Origin of the sequence: Rathayibacter sp. AY1E6 (genome assembly GCF_002931115.1) — a bacterium.
Lineage (GTDB): Bacteria > Actinomycetota > Actinomycetes > Actinomycetales > Microbacteriaceae > Rathayibacter.
In genome coordinates this window covers 118,597-136,879 of record NZ_PSVK01000001.1, presented here as the reverse complement: position 1 = coordinate 136,879, position 18,283 = coordinate 118,597, and the positions used below count along the sequence as shown (strand labels likewise).

The following is an 18,283-nucleotide window of genomic DNA, read 5'->3' as shown; positions in this document are numbered from 1 at the left end:
CACTCGTTCGGGATCATCGAATCGTTAGAGGAGCAATGGACGCAGTCGTGGAGACCACCGCCGTCGAGCGGGACGGGGCGTCGCCGACGACCCTCTCGCGCAAGGTGAAGGCGTTCGTCGCTCTGACGAAGCCGCGCGTGATCGAGCTGCTCCTCGTGGTGACTGCTCCGACGATGATCCTGGCGCAGGGCGGGATCCCGAATCTGCTGCTGGTCCTCAACGTCCTGATCGGCGGCGCCCTGAGCGCCGGGTCCGCGGGCGCGTTCAACTGCTACTTCGACCGCGACATCGACCGGATCATGAACCGGACGAAGAACCGGCCGCTCGTGACCGGGGAGATCTCGGACCGGGCCGCGCTCGTCTTCGCGACCACGATCGGCGTCCTGTCGATCGTCTGGCTCGGCCTCACGGCCAACTGGCTCTCCGCGGGCCTCTCGCTCGCCGCGATCCTGATCTACGTCGTGTTCTACACGCTCTTCCTCAAGCGCCGGACGCCGCAGAACATCGTGTGGGGCGGCATCGCGGGCTGCATGCCGGTGCTGATCGGCTGGGCGGCGGTCACCGGCTCGCTCGACTGGGCCCCCGTCATCCTCTTCTCCGTCATCTTCCTCTGGACGCCGCCGCACTACTGGCCGCTGTCGATGAAGTACCGGGACGACTACCAGGCCGCCGGCGTGCCGATGCTGGCCGTCGTGCGCGGGCGCACGATCGTCGGGCTCCAGGTCATCCTCTACGCCTGGGCCACCGTCGCCTGCTCGCTCCTGCTGATCCCCGTCGCCGGAATGGGGGTGCTCTACACGGTGGTCGCGCTCGGCAGCGGAGTCTGGTTCATCGCCGAGACGCACCGCCTCTACAGCCTCGCGATCCGTCACGAGCACGTCTCGCCGATGCGGGTGTTCCACGGGTCCATCGGATACCTCACCCTGCTCTTCCTCGCCGTCGGCATCGACCCGCTGCTCCCCTTCTGATGGTGACGCCGTTCTCCTTGCTCGCCGAGCGGGTGACCCTGGGTCCGCGCGCACTGCGCTGGGGGACCACCGCGGCGCTCGTCGCGAGCATCCTGATCATCTTCTTCGGGGGCGTCGTCCGGCTGACCGGCTCTGGCCTCGGCTGCCCCACCTGGCCGGCGTGCGAGCCGGGCTCGCTCACCTCGACCCCCGAGCTCGGGATCCACGGCTTCATCGAGTTCACGAACCGCGCGTTCACCGGCGTCCTCGTGGTCGCGGTGGGCTGGGCGATCACGGCCGCGCGCCTGCAGAAGCCGCGCGACCGCACCATGACCCGGCTCGCCTGGTCGCAGTTCTGGCTCGTCGTCGCGAACGCCCTCGCGGGCGGCGCGACCGTCCACTCGGGCCTCAACCCGTACATCGTGGCCGGGCACTTCGTTCTCGCCATCGCCCTCCTCACCACCACCGCACTGACGTGGCACCGCGCCCACCGCTCGCAGTCCGTGGCCTTCGAGCCTGACCGCCCGACGCGGGCGCTCAGCATCGGGCTCGTCGGCCTGACGCTCCTCGTGATCCTCGTGGGGACCCTCGTGACGGGGACCGGCCCGCACGCCGGCGACTCCGCGGAGGTGCCCCGCATGCAGTTCCACTGGGAGAGCGTGACCGTCGTCCACGGCGTGCTCGGCACGGCGGTGCTCGTCGTGGGCGCCGCGCTGCTCCTGCGCCTGTCGCGGGCGGCGGGCTCGGAGCTCGCCCGGCGGCGCGTGGTCGCCTTCCTCGTGGTCGTCGTGCTGCAGGCGCTGGTCGGGGTCGTGCAGTCGCTCACCGCGCTGCCCGAGACGCTCGTCGCGGTGCACCTGCTCGGCTCGGCGCTCATCTGGGTCGGCGCGGTCCGCGTGCTGCTCGACGTCAACCCGAGGCTGTTCACCGTGCGCGCCCAGCGCCGGGACGCCGCCCAGGAGCTCCAGCCCGCCGCCTGACCGCGGGCTCCGGCTCGGCGGAGAGCAGGTGCCGCCGGAGGCGCAGGAGCACGCGGGGGAGCGCCCGCAGCGGGAGGTCGGCCGCGATCGCGCGGGCGAGAGGGCCGAACGCCCGTGCGGGTCCGGTCGGCAGGCCGGCGCCCACCAGTGCGGTCACGAGTCGTGCGGGGATCGGGGTCGATGCGTCGTTCGTCATGGCGGAACCGAATCACGGACCACCGACACCGGTATGGCCATGCGCGTCTGGAGGCACGTCACCGGTGCCCGGCCGACACCCAGGTGCGGAGGTTCCGCTGAACGGCGGACGCCGGTAGAATGAGAAGCTGGTCACGGTTCGACGCACCCTGCGCACGTGATCCGCACACGGCCCGATGGAGCGCCGACGCACACCTCCGGAATCCAGGGACGCACATCATCCGCTCCGCGCATCAGATCGATCGCGCGACCGGCCGGAGAGCACCCGCGGGCCACCCCCGGGGGAATGACTCCGGGACCCGACCGGTTAGCAGTGGGTAGGAAACGAGGTACACATGTCAGACATCCTGATCGACCGCCCCGAGCTCGAGAGCCTGGGCGTCTACGAGTTCGGCTGGTCCGACTCGGACTCCGCCGGAGCCTCCGCGCGACGCGGCATCTCGCCCGAGGTCGTCTCCGACATCTCCGCGCTCAAGAACGAGCCCGCCTGGATGCGCGACCGCCGCATGAAGGCCCTGAAGCTCTTCGAGCGCAAGCCCATGCCGACGTGGGGCGCCGACCTGTCGGACATCGACTTCGACAACATCAAGTACTTCGTCCGCTCCACCGAGAAGCAGGCGCAGACCTGGGACGACCTCCCGGACGACATCAAGAACACGTACGAGAAGCTCGGCATCCCGGAGGCGGAGCGCCAGCGCCTCGTCGGCGGCGTCGCGGCCCAGTACGAGTCCGAGGTCGTCTACCACCAGATCCGCGAGGACCTGGAGGAGCAGGGCGTCATCTTCATGGACACCGACACGGCGCTGCGCGAGCACCCCGAGATCTTCGAGGAGTACTTCGGCACCGTCATCCCCGCGGGCGACAACAAGTTCGCGGCGCTGAACACCGCGGTCTGGTCCGGCGGCTCCTTCGTATACGTCCCCAAGGGCGTCCACGTCGACATCCCGCTGCAGGCCTACTTCCGGATCAACACCGAGAACATGGGCCAGTTCGAGCGGACCCTGATCATCGCGGACGAGGACAGCTACGTCCACTACATCGAGGGCTGCACGGCTCCGATCTACAAGTCGGACTCGCTGCACTCGGCCGTGGTCGAGATCATCGTGAAGAAGAACGCCCGCGTGCGCTACACGACGATCCAGAACTGGTCGAACAACGTCTACAACCTCGTCACCAAGCGCGCGATCGCGCACGAGGGCGCGACGATGGAGTGGATCGACGGCAACATCGGCTCCAAGGTCACGATGAAGTACCCGTCGATCTTCCTGGTCGGCGAGCACGCCAAGGGCGAGACCCTCTCCGTCGCGTTCGCGGGCCCCGGCCAGCACCAGGACGCCGGCGCGAAGATGGTCCACATGGCGCCGTACACGCAGTCGTCGATCGTCTCGAAGTCGATCGCCCGCGGCGGCGGTCGCGCCGGATACCGCGGAGAGGTCCGGGTGGACGCGAACGCGCACCACTCGGCGAACACCGTGCGCTGCGACGCCCTCCTTGTCGACACCATCTCGCGCTCCGACACCTACCCGGCGATCGACATCCGCGTCGACGACGTGCAGCTCGGCCACGAGGCGACGGTGTCGAAGGTCAGCGAGGAGCAGCTCTTCTACCTGATGTCGCGCGGCCTGCCGGAGGACGAGGCGATGGCCATGATCGTCCGCGGCTTCATCGAACCGATCGCGCGCGAGCTGCCCATGGAGTACGCCCTCGAGCTGAACAAGCTCATCGAGATGGGGATGGAGGGCAGCGTCGGTTGACGCCCGCCTCCCCCCTCGAAGGGGCGCCCGGACGGGGCGCCCCGCACCCATCGAAAGGAACCACCGCCAGATGACGGTCCCCACGAGCGCCGCGACCCCCGAGATCGACGGCGCGGCCGCCGCTGAGCGCCTGGGCATCAGCGCCCACTCCGACGGGGCGTTCACGCCCGTGCAGACGCGCTCCGAGCGCTTCGCGTCGGCCGACGTCGAGGCCTTCGAGGCCGTCACCGGCCGCGAGATCGCCTGGAAGCTGACGCCCGTCGCGCGCCTCGGCGATCTCATCGACGGCGCGCTCGACGGCTCGCCCGCCCCCCTCGAGCACGCGGCGGTGGACGGTGTGGACGTCTCGTGGGTCGGCCGCGACGACCAGCGGATCGGCACCGCCGGGCTTCCCGAGGACCGCGCCGCCGCGAACGCCTGGTCGAGCTTCGAGAAGGCCCTCGCCGTCCGTGTGACGGGCGAGGACGAGAAGGTCGCCACCCTCGTCCGCTCGAGCCTCGGCTCCGCACCCCGCGCCGCGCACACGATCATCGAGGCGGCGCCCTACGCCCGCGCCGTCGTCGTGCTGCAGAACGAGGGGGAGGCCTCCCTCGCGGAGAACGTGGAGATCCTCGTCGGCGAGGGCGCGCAGCTCACCGTCGTCACCGTGCAGGAGTGGGCGGACGACGCCCGGCACCTGGCCAACCACTTCGTGCGGGTCGGACGCGACGCGAAGGTGAAGCACATCGTGGTCACCCTCGGCGGCTCCATCGTCCGGGTGAACCCCTCGGCGCACCTCGTCGAGCGCGGAGCGGACGGCGAGCTCTTCGGCCTGTACTTTGCCGACGGCGGCCAGCACCTCGAGCAGCAGGTGTACGTCGACCACGACGCCCCCGACACCCGCAGCCGCGTGACCTACAAGGGCGCGCTGCAGGGCGAGGGCGCGCGCACCGTCTGGATCGGCGACGTCCTGATCCGCAACAGCGCCACCGGCACCGACAGCTACGAGCAGAACCGCAACCTCGTCCTCTCGGACGGCACGCGCGCCGACTCCATCCCGAACCTCGAGATCGAGACCGGTGACATCGCCGGAGCGGGGCACGCCTCGGCGACCGGCCGCTTCGACGACGAGCAGCTCTTCTACCTGCAGTCCCGCGGCATCCGTGAGGACGAGGCGCGACGCCTGGTCGTGCGCGGGTTCCTCAGCGAGATCGTGCAGCAGATCAAGGTCGCCGAGCTCGAGGACCGCCTGCAGCTCGCGATCGAGGCGGAGCTCGCCGGCAGCGCCGGCCAGACCGGCTCCTCCCGCGGAGCGGCGGTCCCCGCATGAGCAACGCCGCGATGATCTGCTCGGTCTCCGAGCTGATCCCCAATCAGGCCATGCGGGTCGAGGTCGACGGAGTCGCGATCGCGGTCGTGCAGGACTCCGCCGGCGAGATCCACGCCATCGGCGACACCTGCACCCACGGCGAGATCTCGCTCTCCGAGGGCTTCGTCGAGGGCGACAGCCTCGAGTGCTGGGCGCACGGCTCCCAGTTCTCCCTCCGCACCGGCACCCCGCTGAACCTCCCGGCCTACGAGCCGGTCCCCGTCTTCGTCGTCGAGATCATCGACGGCGACGTCTACATCGACCCGACCGTCACGAAGGAAGTCTGAATGTCCGTTCTCCAGATCAGCGATCTCCACGTCAGTGTCGAGACCGAGCAGGGGACCAAGCAGATCCTCCGCGGTGTCGATCTCACCATCAACCAGGGTGAGATCCACGCGATCATGGGCCCCAACGGGTCCGGCAAGTCCACCCTCGCGTACACGATCGCGGGACACCCCAAGTACCACGTCGACGGCGGCTCGATCACCCTCGACGGCGTCGAGGTCCTCGACATGTCCGTCGACGAGCGCGCCCGCGCGGGCCTCTTCCTCGCCATGCAGTACCCGGTCGAGATCCCCGGTGTGACCAACACCAACTTCCTCCGCACCGCCAAGACCGCGATCGCCGGCGAGGCGCCCGCGATCCGCACGTGGACGAAGGACGTCAAGTCGGCGATGGCGAACCTCCGCATGGACTCGTCCTTCGCGGCGCGCAACGTCAACGAGGGCTTCTCGGGCGGCGAGAAGAAGCGCAACGAGATCCTCCAGCTCGAGCTGCTCGCCCCGCAGTTCGCCGTCCTCGACGAGACCGACTCCGGCCTGGACGTCGACGCGCTCAAGATCGTGTCGGAGGGCGTCAACCGCGCCCACCAGAGCACAGGTCTCGGCGTGCTGCTGATCACGCACTACACGCGGATCCTCCGCTACATCCAGCCCGACTTCGTCCACGTCTTCGTCGCCGGCCGCGTCGCCGAGCAGGGCGGCAAGGAGCTCGCCACCCGGCTCGAGGACGAGGGCTACGACCGCTTCCTGACCTCGGCGACGGTCTGATCATGGCGGTCACCACTCTCGAGCCGAAGCTCTTCGACCAGGTCGAGGAGGCCCTCAAGGACGTCATGGACCCCGAGCTCGGGGTCAACGTGGTCGACCTGGGACTCATCTACGACCTGGGCTGGGACGACGAGAACGACGCCCTCGTCATCCACATGACCCTCACCTCGGCGGGCTGCCCGCTGACCGACGTGCTCGAGGAGCAGACCGCCGAGTCGCTCGACGGCATCGTCGAGGCGTTCCGGATCAACTGGGTCTGGATGCCGCCGTGGGGTCCCGACCGGATCACCGAGGACGGGCGCGACATGATGCGCGCACTCGGCTTCTCGATCTAGCCGCTGCACACCGACGCCGAAGGGCCGGGAGGAGTCGTCCTCCCGGCCCTTCGACGTTCCTGTCGTCTTCAGCCGGTCGCAGTCCGTCGTGGAGTCGGAACGGCCGGACGGGTCGACTCCGGCGTCGAGGGCCGTCGTCGTCCCCGCCGGTCGAGTCGGTGGAGGTGCCCACCGAGGTCGAGCAGGAGGACCGGGCGGCTCGACCGCTGCTGGACGCCGAAGGGCCGGGAGGTATCGTCCTCCCGGCCCTTCGGCGTCCGTGCGACCGCTCAGCGCGAGCGTCGCGAGAGCATCGCCCAGGCGGTGGGGAGCAGCGCGGCAGCGACCAGCGCCTTGAGCGCGTCGCCGACCAGGAAGGGCACGAGTCCCGCGGAGAGGACGGAGCCGAGGTCGGCGGGCAGCCCCAGCGAGGCGAGGGCGGCGGCCAGCCAGGGCAGGCCGACGAGGTAGATGGTGGCGGTGCCGGCGAGGAAGGTCACCAGCGTGCCGACGACGCGACGGTCCCACTGCCGCTGAGCGAGCCATCCGGTGACGATCGACGCGAGGACGAAACCGACGATGTAGCCGCCGGTGGGACCCGCGAGGACCGCCCAGCCGTGCGAGCCCTCGGTGAAGACCGGGGCGCCGAGAGCGCCGACGAGCGCGTACACGAGCATGGACAGCGCGCCGCGGAGCGCGCCGAGCGTCGTGCCGACCAGGAGGACCGCGAAGGTCTGGCCCGTGAAGGGGACCGGCCACATCGGGATGAACAGCTGCGCCATCGCTGCGGTGAGACCTGCACCCGTGAGCACCAGCAGGGCGTCGGTCGCGACGGAGCGGGTGACGAGCCGGTCGGCGAGGACCGGGCGCGGGAGGGCGGAAGAGGAAGGGGACATGGGTGATCTCCGAGAGTCCTGGTCGCCCGAGAGCGAGGAGCGAGCGCGTCCGCGGTGAGCGGACGTGGATCCGCCCCGCGGCTCAGGAAATATACTAGGGGGCTGCCGCATCGCGGCCCCTTGCCCCACTCCTCCCGAACCGAACGCCATTTCTTGGCGGGAACGGACAGCACTGTGCTCAGCGTGCACGACCTCGAACTCCGAGTCGGCGCCCGACTCCTGATGGAGAACGTCTCCTTCCGGGTGGGCGACGGCGACAAGGTCGGCCTCGTCGGCCGCAACGGGGCGGGGAAGACGACGCTGACCAAGGTCCTCGCGGGCGACCTCATCGCCTCGAAGGGCACGGTCGACCGCGGCGGCGAGATCGGCTACCTCCCCCAGGACCCGCGCTCCGGCGACCCGGAGGAGCTGGCGCGCACCCGCATCCTCGACGCCCGCGGGCTGGGGCAGCTGGTGCTCGGCATGCAGGAGGCGACGGTCGCGATGTCGAGCAGCGACACCTCCGTGAGCGAGGCCGGCATGAAGAAGTACGGCAACCTCACGGATCGCTTCCTCTCCCTGGGCGGATACGCGGCTGAGGCGGAGGCCGCGTCGATCGCGAGCAACCTCAACCTCCCCGACCGGATCCTCGACCAGCCGCTCAAGACGCTCTCCGGTGGCCAGCGGCGCCGCATCGAGCTCGCGCGCATCCTCTTCTCCGACGCGAGCACGCTGATCCTCGACGAGCCGACGAACCACCTCGACGCCGACTCCGTCGTCTGGCTCCGCGAGTTCCTCAAGAACTACCGCGGCGGCTTCATCGTGATCAGCCACGACATCGAGCTGGTCGGCGAGACCGTGAACCGCGTCTTCTACCTCGACGCCAACCGCCAGGTCATCGACGTCTACAACATGAACTGGAAGAACTATCAGCGCCAGCGCGCCGCCGACGAGGAGCGCCGCAAGAAGGAGCGGGTCAACGTCGAGAAGAAGGCCGGTGCCCTCCAGCTGCAGGCCGCCAAGTTCGGCGCGAAGGCCTCGAAGGCCGCAGCGGCGCACCAGATGGTCGCGCGTGCCGAGCGCATGCTCAGCGGGCTCGAGGAGGTCCGCGCGGTCGACCGCGTCGCGAAGCTCCGGTTCCCGACCCCGTCGGCCTGCGGTCGCACCCCTCTGCAGGCTCAGAACCTGTCGAAGAGCTACGGCTCGCTCGAGATCTTCACCGCTGTCGACCTCGCGATCGACCGCGGCTCCAAGGTCGTCATCCTGGGGCTCAACGGAGCGGGCAAGACGACGCTCCTGCGCATCCTGGGCGGCGTCGACCAGCCCGACACCGGAGTGATCGAGGCCGGGCACGGCCTCCGGATCGGCTACTACGCGCAGGAGCACGAGACGATCGACGTCAAGCGCTCGGTGCTCGAGAACATGGTCTCCTCCAGCCCGAACCTCACCGAGACCGAGGCGCGCCGGGTCCTGGGCTCGTTCCTGTTCACCGGGGACGACTCGCACAAGCCGGCCGGGGTCCTCTCCGGCGGGGAGAAGACCCGTCTCGCCCTGGCGATGATCGTGGTCTCGGGCGCGAACGTTCTCCTGCTCGACGAGCCCACCAACAACCTCGATCCCGCGAGCCGCGAGGAGATCCTCGACGCGCTCGCGCACTACGAGGGCGCGGTCGTCCTGGTCAGCCACGACGAGGGAGCCGTCGAGGCGCTGAACCCCGAGCGCGTCCTGATCATGCCGGAGGGCACCGAGGACCACTGGGCGGCCGACTACCTCGACCTGATCACGCTCGCCTAGCGGGCGTCGAGCAGCTCGTCCTCGACCTCGGAGTCGCTGCGGCCGCGGCGTCGGCGGCGCTCCTCGCGCCGCTCCTCGGCCGCCACGACCTCGGGGTCGTCGGCGTTGCGGATTAGGTACTCGTGGCGGATCGCCCAGCCGAGCCCGCCGAAGCCCATGACGGCGAACAGCACCCACTGGATCGCGTAGCTGATGTGCAGGCCCTCGTCGGCGACCGGCTTGATCGCGGCCAGCGGGGGAGCGTCGACCGGCGCCGGCGCCTCGGCGACCAGCAAGCCGTACGCCGAGGTCCGCAAAGGCTCGTCCAGCTGCGTCGACAGGTCGTCGAGCTGGATCGTGGCGATCTGGCCGGCCGGTGCGGAGCGTCCGTCGATCCGTCCCTCCGCGGGCTTCAGGCGGGCGACGACGGTCACCTCCCCCTCGGGCGGCGCGGGGATCGCGTCGGGGGAGTCCTGGGTCGAGCCGACGGGGACCCAGCCGCGGTCGACGACGAACACGCTGCCGTCGTCGAGCCGCAGCGGCGTCAGGATCTCGAAGCCGGGGTTGCCGTTGTAGGGCCGGTTGCGGACGAGGGTCTGCCCCTCCGTCTCGTAGACGCCGGTGACCTCGACCGGGCGGTACTCGAGCGCGTCGTCCCACGTGGAGTCGGCGGGGAGCAGCCCGTCGAGCGCCACCGGGTCGGCGGTCCAGTTCGCGGTGACCAGCCGGTTGGTCGAGGCGGCCTGGTCGAGCCGCGCGACCTGCCAGCGCGAGAGCAGCACGCAGGCGACGGCGAAGACGATCGCGAGCGCGAGGTAGCCGAACCAGCGTCGCGAGAAGACGAAGCGCCAGGAGGGACGGGGCGCGTCGCCGCTCATCGTTCCGCTCCGCGATCGACCGTGTAGAGCGGCTTCACCTCGAGCGGGAAGTCGCGGGCGAGGAGGAATTCGCGCAGGAACTCCAGGTGCTCGCCGCAGGCCAGCCAGGTCTTCCGACGGTCCTCCGCGTGGATCCTCGGGTTCCGCCACTCGATCGCGAACGTCGCCGTCCGCGGGCAGCCCGCTCGGGAGCAGGCGTGCGCGTCGGGGACCCGGCCGAGCGGGATCACGGCCGGTCTCCCCGCGGGTCGCCGCCCTCGGGGCCGGTCGGCACCTCGGAGTCGGGGGTGGGGGCGGGGGGCTGCGGGACCGGCCGGGAGAGGACGATCGCACCCGGCCGCTCGACGTTGCCGCGCTCGCCCGCACTGCCGACGTTGGCCAGCACGACGGCGAAGTAGGGCAGGACCACGGCGCCGATGGCGAAGAACAGCAGCCACCAGCCGTGGGCGAAGAGCAGGCAGATGACGCAGAGCATCCTGATGCCCATGGCGATCGAGTACTTGATCGCGCGGGAGCGCCGCTCGGCGCTCGGCGACGGCGGTAGGGAGGTGAGTGTCTCGCGTGGTTTCACAGCCCTGCAAGCCTACGTCGCGGCGGGCGGGTGCAGGCCGGGAGGGCCTCATCCCGGAATCTGTTGCGCGACGCGCCTCTAGGATGTACGGGTCGCCCGGCGCCGCACGAGCGCCGGCAGGAGGGACACCATGACCACGCCGCGCACCGTCCTCGTCACCGGGGGCAACCGGGGGATCGGCTTCGCCATCGCCCAGGAGTTCGTGGCCGCCGGTCACCGGGTCGCCGTGACCGCGCGCTCGGGCTCCGGCCCGGAGGGCTCCCTCACCGTCGTCGCGGACGTGACCGACGCCGCCTCCATCGACGCCGCGTTCACGCAGGTCGAGGCCGAGCTGGGCCCGGTCGAGATCCTGGTGGCGAACGCGGGCATCACCCGCGACACCCTGCTGCTGCGCATGACGGAGGAGGACTTCACGTCCGTCGTCGACACGAACCTCACCGGGGCGTTCCGCGTCGTCAAGCGCGCATCGAAGGGGATGCTCAAGCAGCGCTTCGGCCGCGTCGTCCTCATCTCCAGCGTGGTCGGCCTCTACGGGTCGCCGGGCCAGATCAACTACTCCTCGTCGAAGGCCGCCCTCGTGGGCTTCGCCCGCTCGCTGACCCGCGAGCTCGGCGCCCGCAACATCACCGCCAATGTCGTCGCTCCCGGCTTCATCGAGACCGACATGACCGCGGAGCTCTCACCGGAGCAGCAGGCGGAGTACCGGAAGAGCATCCCGCTCGCCCGCTACGGCACCGCTGCCGAGGTCGCGAAGGTCACGCGCTGGCTGGCCGGCGACGAGGCGGCGTACATCTCGGGTGCCGTGATCCCGGTCGACGGCGGCCTCGGGATGGGCCACTGACCGATAAGCTGAAGAAGGATTGTCAATTGAAGGGTGAAGACGTCTTTCCAGTTATCTTCGACATCGTTCGTTCGAGGGAGATCCCGTCGCGGGGTGAGGCTCAGGCGAGAATAGAGTATGAGTTCTTACAGCTTGACCCGGCAGTTCACCACCTGCAGCCAATACGTCCCACTCTCGGCGATGAATTTCAGGCAGTTTACGAAACTCTCTCTGCCGCACTTTTAGCGACCGCGTTAGCGTGCTTGAAGATGCCGGAAAACATCGAAATTCGAGCTGGAATTGGTCGAGGACCCATCGAGGTACTTGGCGAGGGCTTAGTCGGTGTCCTGCAGGACGGGCCCGGATGGTGGAGCGCGCGAACCGCCGTCAACGAGGCTCGTCGTCTTCAGTACACGAGTGTGCCTAGTTGCCGGAGCTGGTTCGTACCGGCTGATAATAAGATAGGTGACGATGCTTTGGTGAACGCATATCTACTCAGTCGGGATATTGCTCTGGAAGGGCTAAGTGCGCGAGCGCGAAGAATAATCTCTGGTACGTACTTCGGTATGTCGCAAAAAGAGCTCTCACTCCAGGAGAAAGTTTCCCAGCCGGCCATCTCCCAAATTCTCCGTCGTGTAGGCGCACCAGCGTTGCTCAGAGGATTGAATGGGCTAGCTGCAGTTGAGTAACGCGGTTAGATCGCGTTCTCCCGACCATCGGCCCATCTTGGAAACTCGCATCTCCTGACCCACGTCACATAATAAAGAGTATGTACAGACCGTCGGCGGCTAGAAGAGCGATGCCACCTGCAGCTGCCAATAGCGATCGTCCGACATACAAGTGCTTCCGCCAGCAGATCTCGGCCATGGCGATAATCTGAGCGGTGAGGTTGTCTAACGCTTTATTGGCACGTAAGGCAGAAGCCAATTCGGTGGTCGAGAAGTTCCGGGCACCGCCAAAGTAGATGTAATTCGAATCGACACTGTGATTCGCAGACTTCCTCTTCAAGCGGGGCCGCACTGCGACGAGCGAGAAGATTCCTCCTATAACAAGGCAGCTCGTTCCAAGAATGAATAAAACCGCGGTAAATTGAGACAATCCCGAGAATACTCGCCCTTCGGAAGTGAGAGCGACCGTGGCAGTGATGGCGACTGTTTCGATGGACAAGGCGAAGGCTGCTTTTGTATCCACCTTTCCTGTCCAGTCCATTTGCGCAGAGTGTATCTTCCAGGCCAGATCAATTGCCTCAGATTCGGTCAGCTCTCGTCTTCTCGTCATTTTCTTCACGACTGAGTAGCCTCCAGGGTCAGATGATTTAAATGATCTTTGAAGCAGCGAACAATCGCAGCATTTACCTCAGCCGCGGAGGCCGAGGACAGGCAGCAGCTGCGACAGGTCGAGGCCGCCGACGACGAGGTCGGCGCGCTCGCGCACCAGGGGCTTGGCGTTGAACGCGACCGCGAGGGAGGCGACCGCCATCATCTCCAGGTCGTTCGCACCGTCGCCGACGGCGATCGTGCGCTGCGGCGGGACGCCCGAGACCGCCGCCCACTCGCGGAGCGCTTCCGCTTTGGCCGCGGCGTCGATGACCGCCCCGTCGACCGCTCCGGTCAGCAGGCCGCCCCCGCAGCAGAGGCGGTTGGCCCGGACGAAGTCGAGGCCGAGCGCACCGGCGACCGGGTCGAGGACCTCGTGGAACCCTCCGGACACCACTCCGATGCGGCCGCCGGCGGCGTGGACGCCGGCCACGAGCTCGGCGGCGCCGGGCGTGACGCGGACGCCCGAGCTCACACCGGGGAGCACCGACTCCGGGACCCCGGCGAGAGTGGCGACCCGCTCGCGGAGGCTCTCGCCGAAGTCGAGCTCGCCGCGCATCGCCCGCTCCGTGACGGCGGCGACGCGCTCCTCGGAGCCGGCGTGCACCGCGAGGAGCTCGATCACCTCGTCCTGGAGGAGGGTGGAGTCCGCGTCGAGGACGACGAGGAAGCGGGCAGGCGTCGCAGGACGCTCACTCATGGGCCGGTCCGATCGGTCGGGTGGGCGCGCCGGGGCGCAGAGCTCGACCCGCGGGGGTGCTACGGGTGGACGACGACGCCCTTGCCGACGACGGTGATGCCCGACTCGGTGACGGTGAACCCGCGCTCGCGATCGCGGTCGTGGTCCACGCCGACTCGAGCACCGGGCTCGACGACGACGTCCTTGTCGAGGATAGCGCGGACGACCAGCGCGTCCGGGCCGATGCGGACCTTGTCGAAGACCACCGAATCGGTGACCGTCGCGTTCGACTCGATGACCGTCCAGGGCCCGACGACGCTGCGCTCGATGTGCGCGCCCGAGATCACGGTGCCGAGCGAGACGACCGAGTCGACCGTCGATCCCATGTTGCCCTTGCCGTCGCGGACGATCTTGGCCGGCGGGGAGTTCAGCTGCGACGAGAAGATCGGCCACTGCTGGTTGTAGAGGTTGAAGACCGGCAGCGCCGAGATGAGGTCCTGGTGGGCCTCGAAGAAGGAGTCGATGGTGCCGACGTCCCGCCAGTAGTAGCGGTCGCGGTCGGTCGAGCCGGGGACGTCGTTGAGCTTCAGGTCGTAGACGCCCGCCTCGCCGCGCGCGACGAAGTCGGGGATGATGTCGCCGCCCATGTCGTGGTCCGACGTGGAGGACTCGCCGTCGCGGATGACCGCGTCGATCAGGGCGTCCGCGTCGAAGACGTAGTTGCCCATGGAGGCGAGGACCTCGTGCGGGGAGTCGGCCAGGCCGACGGCGTCCTTGGGCTTCTCGAGGAACTCGGAGATCATCGTCGGGACGATGCCGTCGCCCGCCTCGTCACCGGCGAGCTGGATGACGCCGAACTGGTCCGCGAGCTCGATCGGCTGGCGGATGGCCGCGACGGTCGCCTTCGCACCGGACGTGATGTGCGCGTCGATCATCTGCGAGAAGTCCATGCGGTAGACGTGGTCGGCGCCGACCACGACGACGATGTCGGGCTTCTCGTCGCGGATCAGGTTGAGGCTCTGCAGGATCGCGTCGGCCGAGCCGCTGAACCAGCGCTTGCCCAGGCGCTGCTGCGCGGGGACCGAGGCGACGTAGGAGTTCAGGAGCCCGGAGAGGCGCCAGGTCTGCGAGACGTGGCGGTCGAGCGAGTGCGACTTGTACTGCGTCAGCACGACGATCTGGGTGAGACCGGAGTTGATCAGGTTGGACAGCGCGAAGTCGATCAGCCGGTACTGCCCGCCGAACGGCACCGCGGGCTTGGCCCGGTCCGCCGTGAGGGGCATGAGGCGCTTTCCCTCGCCGCCGGCGAGGACGATGCCGAAGATCTTCTTTGACTGCATGGCACCACAGTAGGGGCTCGGGCTTCCCCGTGGACCCCGGCTGTCGCCGGGGGAGCGCCCTGTACTACGGTTCGGGGGTGCGAGTCGATCTGCTGACCAAGGAATACCCGCCCGAGGTGTACGGGGGAGCCGGTGTCCACGTGGCCGAGCTCACCAAGGCGCTGCGCAGCGACCTGGAGGTCGTGGTGCGCTGCTTCGGCGCGCCGCGCGAGGAGGAGGGCACGTTCGCGTACTCCGTCCCCGCGGAGCTCGCCGAGGCGAACGGCGCGCTGCAGACCCTCGGGGTCGACCTGCAGATCGCGCAGGACGCGGCGGGGGCCGACCTGGTCCACTCCCACACCTGGTACGCCAACGCCGCGGGGCGTCTCGCCCAGCTCCTGCACGGCATCCCGCACGTGGTCTCGGCGCACAGCCTCGAGCCGCTGCGTCCGTGGAAGGCCGAGCAGCTCGGCGGCGGCTACCGCGTCTCGAGCTGGATCGAGCGGGAGGCGTACGAGAACGCCGACGCCGTGATCGCGGTGTCCGGCGGCATGCGCGAGGACATCCTCCGCTCCTACCCGGCCCTGGACCCGGCGAAGGTCCACGTGGTCTACAACGGCATCGACCTCGACGCCTGGCACCCGGTCGAGGACGAGGCCGTCCTCGCCGAGCTGGGCATCGACCCCTCGCGCCCCTCCGTGGTCTTCGTCGGCCGCATCACCCGGCAGAAGGGCCTGCCCTACCTGCTCCGCGCCGCGGCGACCCTGCCTCCCGAGGTGCAGCTCGTGCTCTGCGCGGGCGCCCCCGACACCCCCGAGATCATGGCCGAGGTCACCTCCCTCGTCCGCAGCCTCCAGGAGGAGCGCACCGGCGTCGTCTGGATCGACCGGCACCTGCCGCGCCACCAGCTCTCCGCGGTCCTGACGAACGCGACCACGTTCGTCTGCCCCTCGATCTACGAGCCCCTCGGCATCGTCAACCTCGAGGCGATGGCCTGCGGTGCGGCGGTCGTCGGGACGGCGACCGGCGGCATCCCGGAGGTCGTCGACGACGGCGTGACCGGCCGTCTCGTCCCGATCGAGCAGGTCACCGACGGCACCGGCACCCCCGTGGACCCGGAGCGCTACGTCGCCGACCTGGCCGCCGCCCTCGCCGAGGTCGTCGCCGACCCGGAGACGGCGAAGCGGATGGGCGCCGCGGGCCGCGAGCGCGCGCAGAGCCACTTCAGCTGGACGCAGATCGCGCGGGACACCCGGGCGATCTACGACTCGCTCGTCTGAGCCTCCCGGCCGCCTCCTTTAGAATGGCTCCCATGCCCAGCGTTGTCTCGTTCGTCGATGTGTCCTTCGTCCGGAACGGCAAGCGGATCCTCGACCACGTGTCGTGGGACGTGGCCGAGGACGAGCGCTGGGTGATCCTCGGCCCCAACGGGGCGGGCAAGACCTCGATCCTGCAGATCGCCGCCGCGCAGAACTACCCCTCGACCGGTGCCGCGCACCTGCTCGAGGAGACCCTCGGCCGGGTCGACGTGTTCGAGCTGCGCCCGCGCATCGGCTACGCCTCGACCGCGATGGCGCGCCGCCTCCCGGCCGGCGAGAGCGTGCTCGACGTCGTGATGACCGCCGCCTACGCCGTCACCGGCCGCTGGAACGAGGGCTACGACGCGATCGACGAGCGCCGCGCCCGCCGCGTGCTGTCCGAGTGGAAGCTCGAGCACCTCGCCGAGCGCACTTTCGGGACGCTCTCGGACGGCGAGCAGAAGCGCGTCCAGATCGCCCGCGCGATCATGACCGACCCCGAGCTGCTCCTGCTCGACGAGCCGGCCGCGAGCCTCGACCTCGGCGCCCGCGAGGAGCTCGTCCAGCTGCTGGGCGGCTTCGCTAAGGACCCGGCGTCGCCCGCGATCGTGATGGTGACCCACCACGTCGAGGAGATCCCCGACGGCTTCACCCACGCCCTGCTCCTCCGCGACGGAGCGGTGGTGGCGGCGGGCCCGCTGGCCGAGTCCCTGACCGAGGCGACGCTCGCCGAGACCTTCGGGCTCGACATCGCTCTCACCCGCGAGAACGGGCGCTTCTCGGCCCGCGCCCGCGGCTGACCCCGGCTCCGGGGTCCGGGCGCGGCGCGACTTCTGCGCGCGCTGCCGGTCTGGTATTCTCGGTAGCTGGTTCGGGCCCGTTCGCGGTGCGCCCGCCCTCATCCACCCGTTCCCGTCGACGACAGGTGCGGTTCAGGACCATCGACGACAGGACACGACCATGAAGACCGACATCCACCCCGAGTACTCCGCGATCGTCTTCCGCGACCTCGCGTCCGGTGAGACCTTCCTCACCCGCTCGACCGCGAAGAGCAGCAAGACGATCGAGCTCGACGGCGTGACCTACCCCGTCATCGACGTCGAGATCTCCTCCGCCTCGCACCCGTTCTACACGGGCAAGCAGCGCATCATGGACTCGGCCGGCCGCGTCGAGAAGTTCAACAGCCGCTACAAGAACTTCGGCAAGTAGCGCTCCTCGAAGGGCCCTCGACCTCACGGTCGGGGGCCCTTCGTCGTTCCCGCGGGGCGGTCCTCAGTAGCGGTAGAAGCCCTCTCCGGTGGCCGTTCCGAGGCGGCCGCGATCGACGTACTCCGTCTTCAGGTGGGCGGCGAACGCCTGGGAGGCCTCGTCCGGGGCCGCGGCGGCGATGTTGTAGGCGGTCCGCAGACCGACGACGTCGAAGATCTGGAAGGGTCCGAGAGGGGCGCCGGTGCCGATCCTCCAGGTCTTGTCGATGGTCTCGTGGTCAGCGTAGCCGCCCATGAGCAGACCCGACGCGGCGTTGAGGAGCGGCACCAGCAGCGAGTTCAGGACGTAGCCGGCCTTCTCCTTCTGCAGCCTGATGGGCTCGAGGCCGCTGGAGACGGCGAACTCCACGACGGCGTCGACCACGGCGGGGTCCGTGTCCGCCGTTCCCATGATCTCGGCCGTGTTCTGCGCCCAGACGTGGTTGGCGTAGTGCAGCGCGAGGAACCGGTCGGGTCGGCCGGTCGAGGCCTTCAGGTCGCTGGGGAGCAGCGTGGACGAGTTGGTCGCGAAGACCGTGCGCTCGGGAGCGAGCGCACCCAGGCGGCCGTACAGCTCCTGCTTCAGGCCCAGGTCCTCGGGGGCGGCCTCGATCACGAGGTCGGCGTCGGCGACAGCCTCCGCGAGGTCGGAGGTGAGGCGGAGGGAGTCGAGCGCCTCCTGCGGTCCGCCGGCGACGCCGCCGGGCGCCGACTCGTAGACGCCCGCAAGACCGCGGAGCCGCTCGCGCGCCGACTCGAGGACGTCGTCGGAGAGGTCGTAGACGGTGACGGCGAAGCCGTGGAAGGACGACTGGAAGGCGATCTGGGAGCCGAGCACTCCGCTGCCGAGGACGGTGACCGTGCGGATGGTGGGCATGACTTCTCCTTGCGAGAGGGGGGGGGAGGGGAAACACGTGCTC

At 69.2% G+C, this 18,283-nt stretch carries 21 protein-coding genes; 13 read left to right on the top strand and 8 right to left on the bottom strand.

What is annotated here, in order from left to right; genetic code table 11:
• Positions 1 to 35: 35 nt before the first annotated feature.
• The 7 genes from C5C46_RS00585 to C5C46_RS00555 all read left to right on the top strand — a co-directional run bounded on the left by C5C46_RS00585 (position 36) and on the right by C5C46_RS00555 (position 6,608).
• Entirely contained in the window at positions 36 to 968 is a 933-nt protein-coding gene (locus C5C46_RS00585; RefSeq protein WP_104221928.1) for a heme o synthase, read from the top strand.
• Complete coding sequence (locus C5C46_RS00580) at positions 968 to 1,927, top strand: heme A synthase (RefSeq protein WP_104225290.1); 960 nt, start codon at positions 968 to 970, stop codon at positions 1,925 to 1,927. Before C5C46_RS00585 ends, C5C46_RS00580 begins: the two co-directional genes overlap by 1 nt.
• A gap of 530 nt (positions 1,928 to 2,457) precedes the next feature.
• Complete coding sequence (gene sufB / locus C5C46_RS00575; protein WP_104221933.1) at positions 2,458 to 3,876, top strand: Fe-S cluster assembly protein SufB; 1,419 nt, start codon at positions 2,458 to 2,460, stop codon at positions 3,874 to 3,876.
• Between the two features lie 70 nt (positions 3,877 to 3,946).
• A complete protein-coding gene (sufD, locus tag C5C46_RS00570; RefSeq protein ID WP_104225289.1) occupies positions 3,947 to 5,185 on the top strand; it encodes a Fe-S cluster assembly protein SufD in 1,239 nt (412 codons plus the stop codon).
• On the top strand, positions 5,182 to 5,511 hold the full coding sequence (locus C5C46_RS00565) for a non-heme iron oxygenase ferredoxin subunit (protein WP_077222834.1): 330 nt from the start codon (positions 5,182 to 5,184) through the stop codon (positions 5,509 to 5,511). The genes sufD and C5C46_RS00565 overlap by 4 nt, the downstream gene beginning before the upstream one ends.
• Complete coding sequence (gene sufC / locus C5C46_RS00560; RefSeq protein WP_104221937.1) at positions 5,512 to 6,273, top strand: Fe-S cluster assembly ATPase SufC; 762 nt, start codon at positions 5,512 to 5,514, stop codon at positions 6,271 to 6,273.
• Positions 6,274 to 6,275: 2 nt separating this feature from the next.
• Positions 6,276 to 6,608, top strand: coding sequence for a metal-sulfur cluster assembly factor (locus C5C46_RS00555; RefSeq protein WP_104221939.1), 333 nt, complete (start codon positions 6,276 to 6,278; stop codon positions 6,606 to 6,608).
• 269 nt (positions 6,609 to 6,877) lie between these two features.
• Here the strand turns inward: C5C46_RS00555 and C5C46_RS00550 are convergent, their stop codons facing one another.
• Complete coding sequence (locus tag C5C46_RS00550; protein ID WP_104225288.1) at positions 6,878 to 7,483, bottom strand: biotin transporter BioY; 606 nt, start codon at positions 7,481 to 7,483, stop codon at positions 6,878 to 6,880.
• Positions 7,484 to 7,657: 174 nt separating this feature from the next.
• On the opposite strand from C5C46_RS00550, the gene C5C46_RS00545 reads away from it, so the two are divergent.
• Positions 7,658 to 9,256, top strand: a complete 1,599-nt coding sequence (locus C5C46_RS00545) for an ABC-F family ATP-binding cassette domain-containing protein (RefSeq protein WP_104221943.1) — start codon at positions 7,658 to 7,660, stop codon at positions 9,254 to 9,256.
• Here the strand turns inward: C5C46_RS00545 and C5C46_RS00540 are convergent.
• From C5C46_RS00540 to C5C46_RS00530, 3 genes are read right to left on the bottom strand one after another with little or no spacing between them, the layout of a single operon-like run.
• Positions 9,253 to 10,113, bottom strand: coding sequence for an SURF1 family protein (locus C5C46_RS00540; RefSeq protein ID WP_104225287.1), 861 nt, complete (start codon positions 10,111 to 10,113; stop codon positions 9,253 to 9,255). The two genes, C5C46_RS00545 and C5C46_RS00540, sit on opposite strands and share 4 nt — an antisense overlap.
• On the bottom strand, positions 10,110 to 10,343 hold the full coding sequence (locus tag C5C46_RS00535) for a hypothetical protein (protein ID WP_104225286.1): 234 nt from the start codon (positions 10,341 to 10,343) through the stop codon (positions 10,110 to 10,112). Before C5C46_RS00535 ends, C5C46_RS00540 begins: the two co-directional genes overlap by 4 nt.
• Positions 10,340 to 10,684: a DUF3099 domain-containing protein gene (locus C5C46_RS00530; RefSeq protein ID WP_104225285.1), complete on the bottom strand. Its 345-nt coding sequence runs from the start codon at positions 10,682 to 10,684 to the stop codon at positions 10,340 to 10,342. Before C5C46_RS00530 ends, C5C46_RS00535 begins: the two co-directional genes overlap by 4 nt.
• A 130-nt stretch (positions 10,685 to 10,814) precedes the next feature.
• Between C5C46_RS00530 and C5C46_RS00525 the strand changes: the two genes are divergently transcribed.
• Both C5C46_RS00525 and C5C46_RS17395 read left to right on the top strand, forming a co-directional pair.
• On the top strand, positions 10,815 to 11,525 hold the full coding sequence (locus C5C46_RS00525; protein WP_104225284.1) for a beta-ketoacyl-ACP reductase: 711 nt from the start codon (positions 10,815 to 10,817) through the stop codon (positions 11,523 to 11,525).
• Positions 11,526 to 11,551: 26 nt separating this feature from the next.
• Entirely contained in the window at positions 11,552 to 12,193 is a 642-nt protein-coding gene (locus tag C5C46_RS17395) for a SatD family protein (RefSeq protein ID WP_181136470.1), read from the top strand.
• A 64-nt stretch (positions 12,194 to 12,257) separates the two neighbouring features.
• Here C5C46_RS17395 and C5C46_RS16515 read toward each other — a convergent pair whose 3' ends face one another.
• The 3 genes from C5C46_RS16515 to C5C46_RS00510 form a co-directional block, all read right to left on the bottom strand.
• Entirely contained in the window at positions 12,258 to 12,782 is a 525-nt protein-coding gene (locus tag C5C46_RS16515; RefSeq protein ID WP_258059255.1) for a Pycsar system effector family protein, read from the bottom strand.
• 78 nt (positions 12,783 to 12,860) lie between these two features.
• Positions 12,861 to 13,520, bottom strand: a complete 660-nt coding sequence (gene serB, locus C5C46_RS00515) for a phosphoserine phosphatase SerB (protein ID WP_104225283.1) — start codon at positions 13,518 to 13,520, stop codon at positions 12,861 to 12,863.
• 59 nt (positions 13,521 to 13,579) lie between these two features.
• Positions 13,580 to 14,839, bottom strand: coding sequence for a glucose-1-phosphate adenylyltransferase (locus tag C5C46_RS00510; RefSeq protein ID WP_104221960.1), 1,260 nt, complete (start codon positions 14,837 to 14,839; stop codon positions 13,580 to 13,582).
• Between the two features lie 77 nt (positions 14,840 to 14,916).
• Between C5C46_RS00510 and glgA the strand changes: the two genes are divergently transcribed.
• From glgA to C5C46_RS00495, 3 genes are all read left to right on the top strand, one after another.
• The gene (glgA, locus tag C5C46_RS00505; RefSeq protein WP_104225282.1) at positions 14,917 to 16,098 is read left to right on the top strand and encodes a glycogen synthase; all 1,182 of its coding nucleotides are present in this window, start codon (positions 14,917 to 14,919) and stop codon (positions 16,096 to 16,098) included.
• Positions 16,099 to 16,130: 32 nt separating this feature from the next.
• Positions 16,131 to 16,916 carry an ABC transporter ATP-binding protein gene (locus C5C46_RS00500; RefSeq protein WP_104221964.1) on the top strand — a complete coding sequence of 262 codons (786 nt, stop codon included), beginning with the start codon at positions 16,131 to 16,133 and terminating at the stop codon, positions 16,914 to 16,916.
• 160 nt (positions 16,917 to 17,076) lie between these two features.
• The gene (locus C5C46_RS00495; protein WP_068253003.1) at positions 17,077 to 17,325 is read left to right on the top strand and encodes a type B 50S ribosomal protein L31; all 249 of its coding nucleotides are present in this window, start codon (positions 17,077 to 17,079) and stop codon (positions 17,323 to 17,325) included.
• Positions 17,326 to 17,388: 63 nt separating this feature from the next.
• Here C5C46_RS00495 and C5C46_RS00490 read toward each other — a convergent pair whose 3' ends face one another.
• A complete protein-coding gene (locus C5C46_RS00490; protein ID WP_104225281.1) occupies positions 17,389 to 18,240 on the bottom strand; it encodes a 3-hydroxyacyl-CoA dehydrogenase in 852 nt (283 codons plus the stop codon).
• Between the last annotated feature and the right edge of the window lie 43 nt (positions 18,241 to 18,283).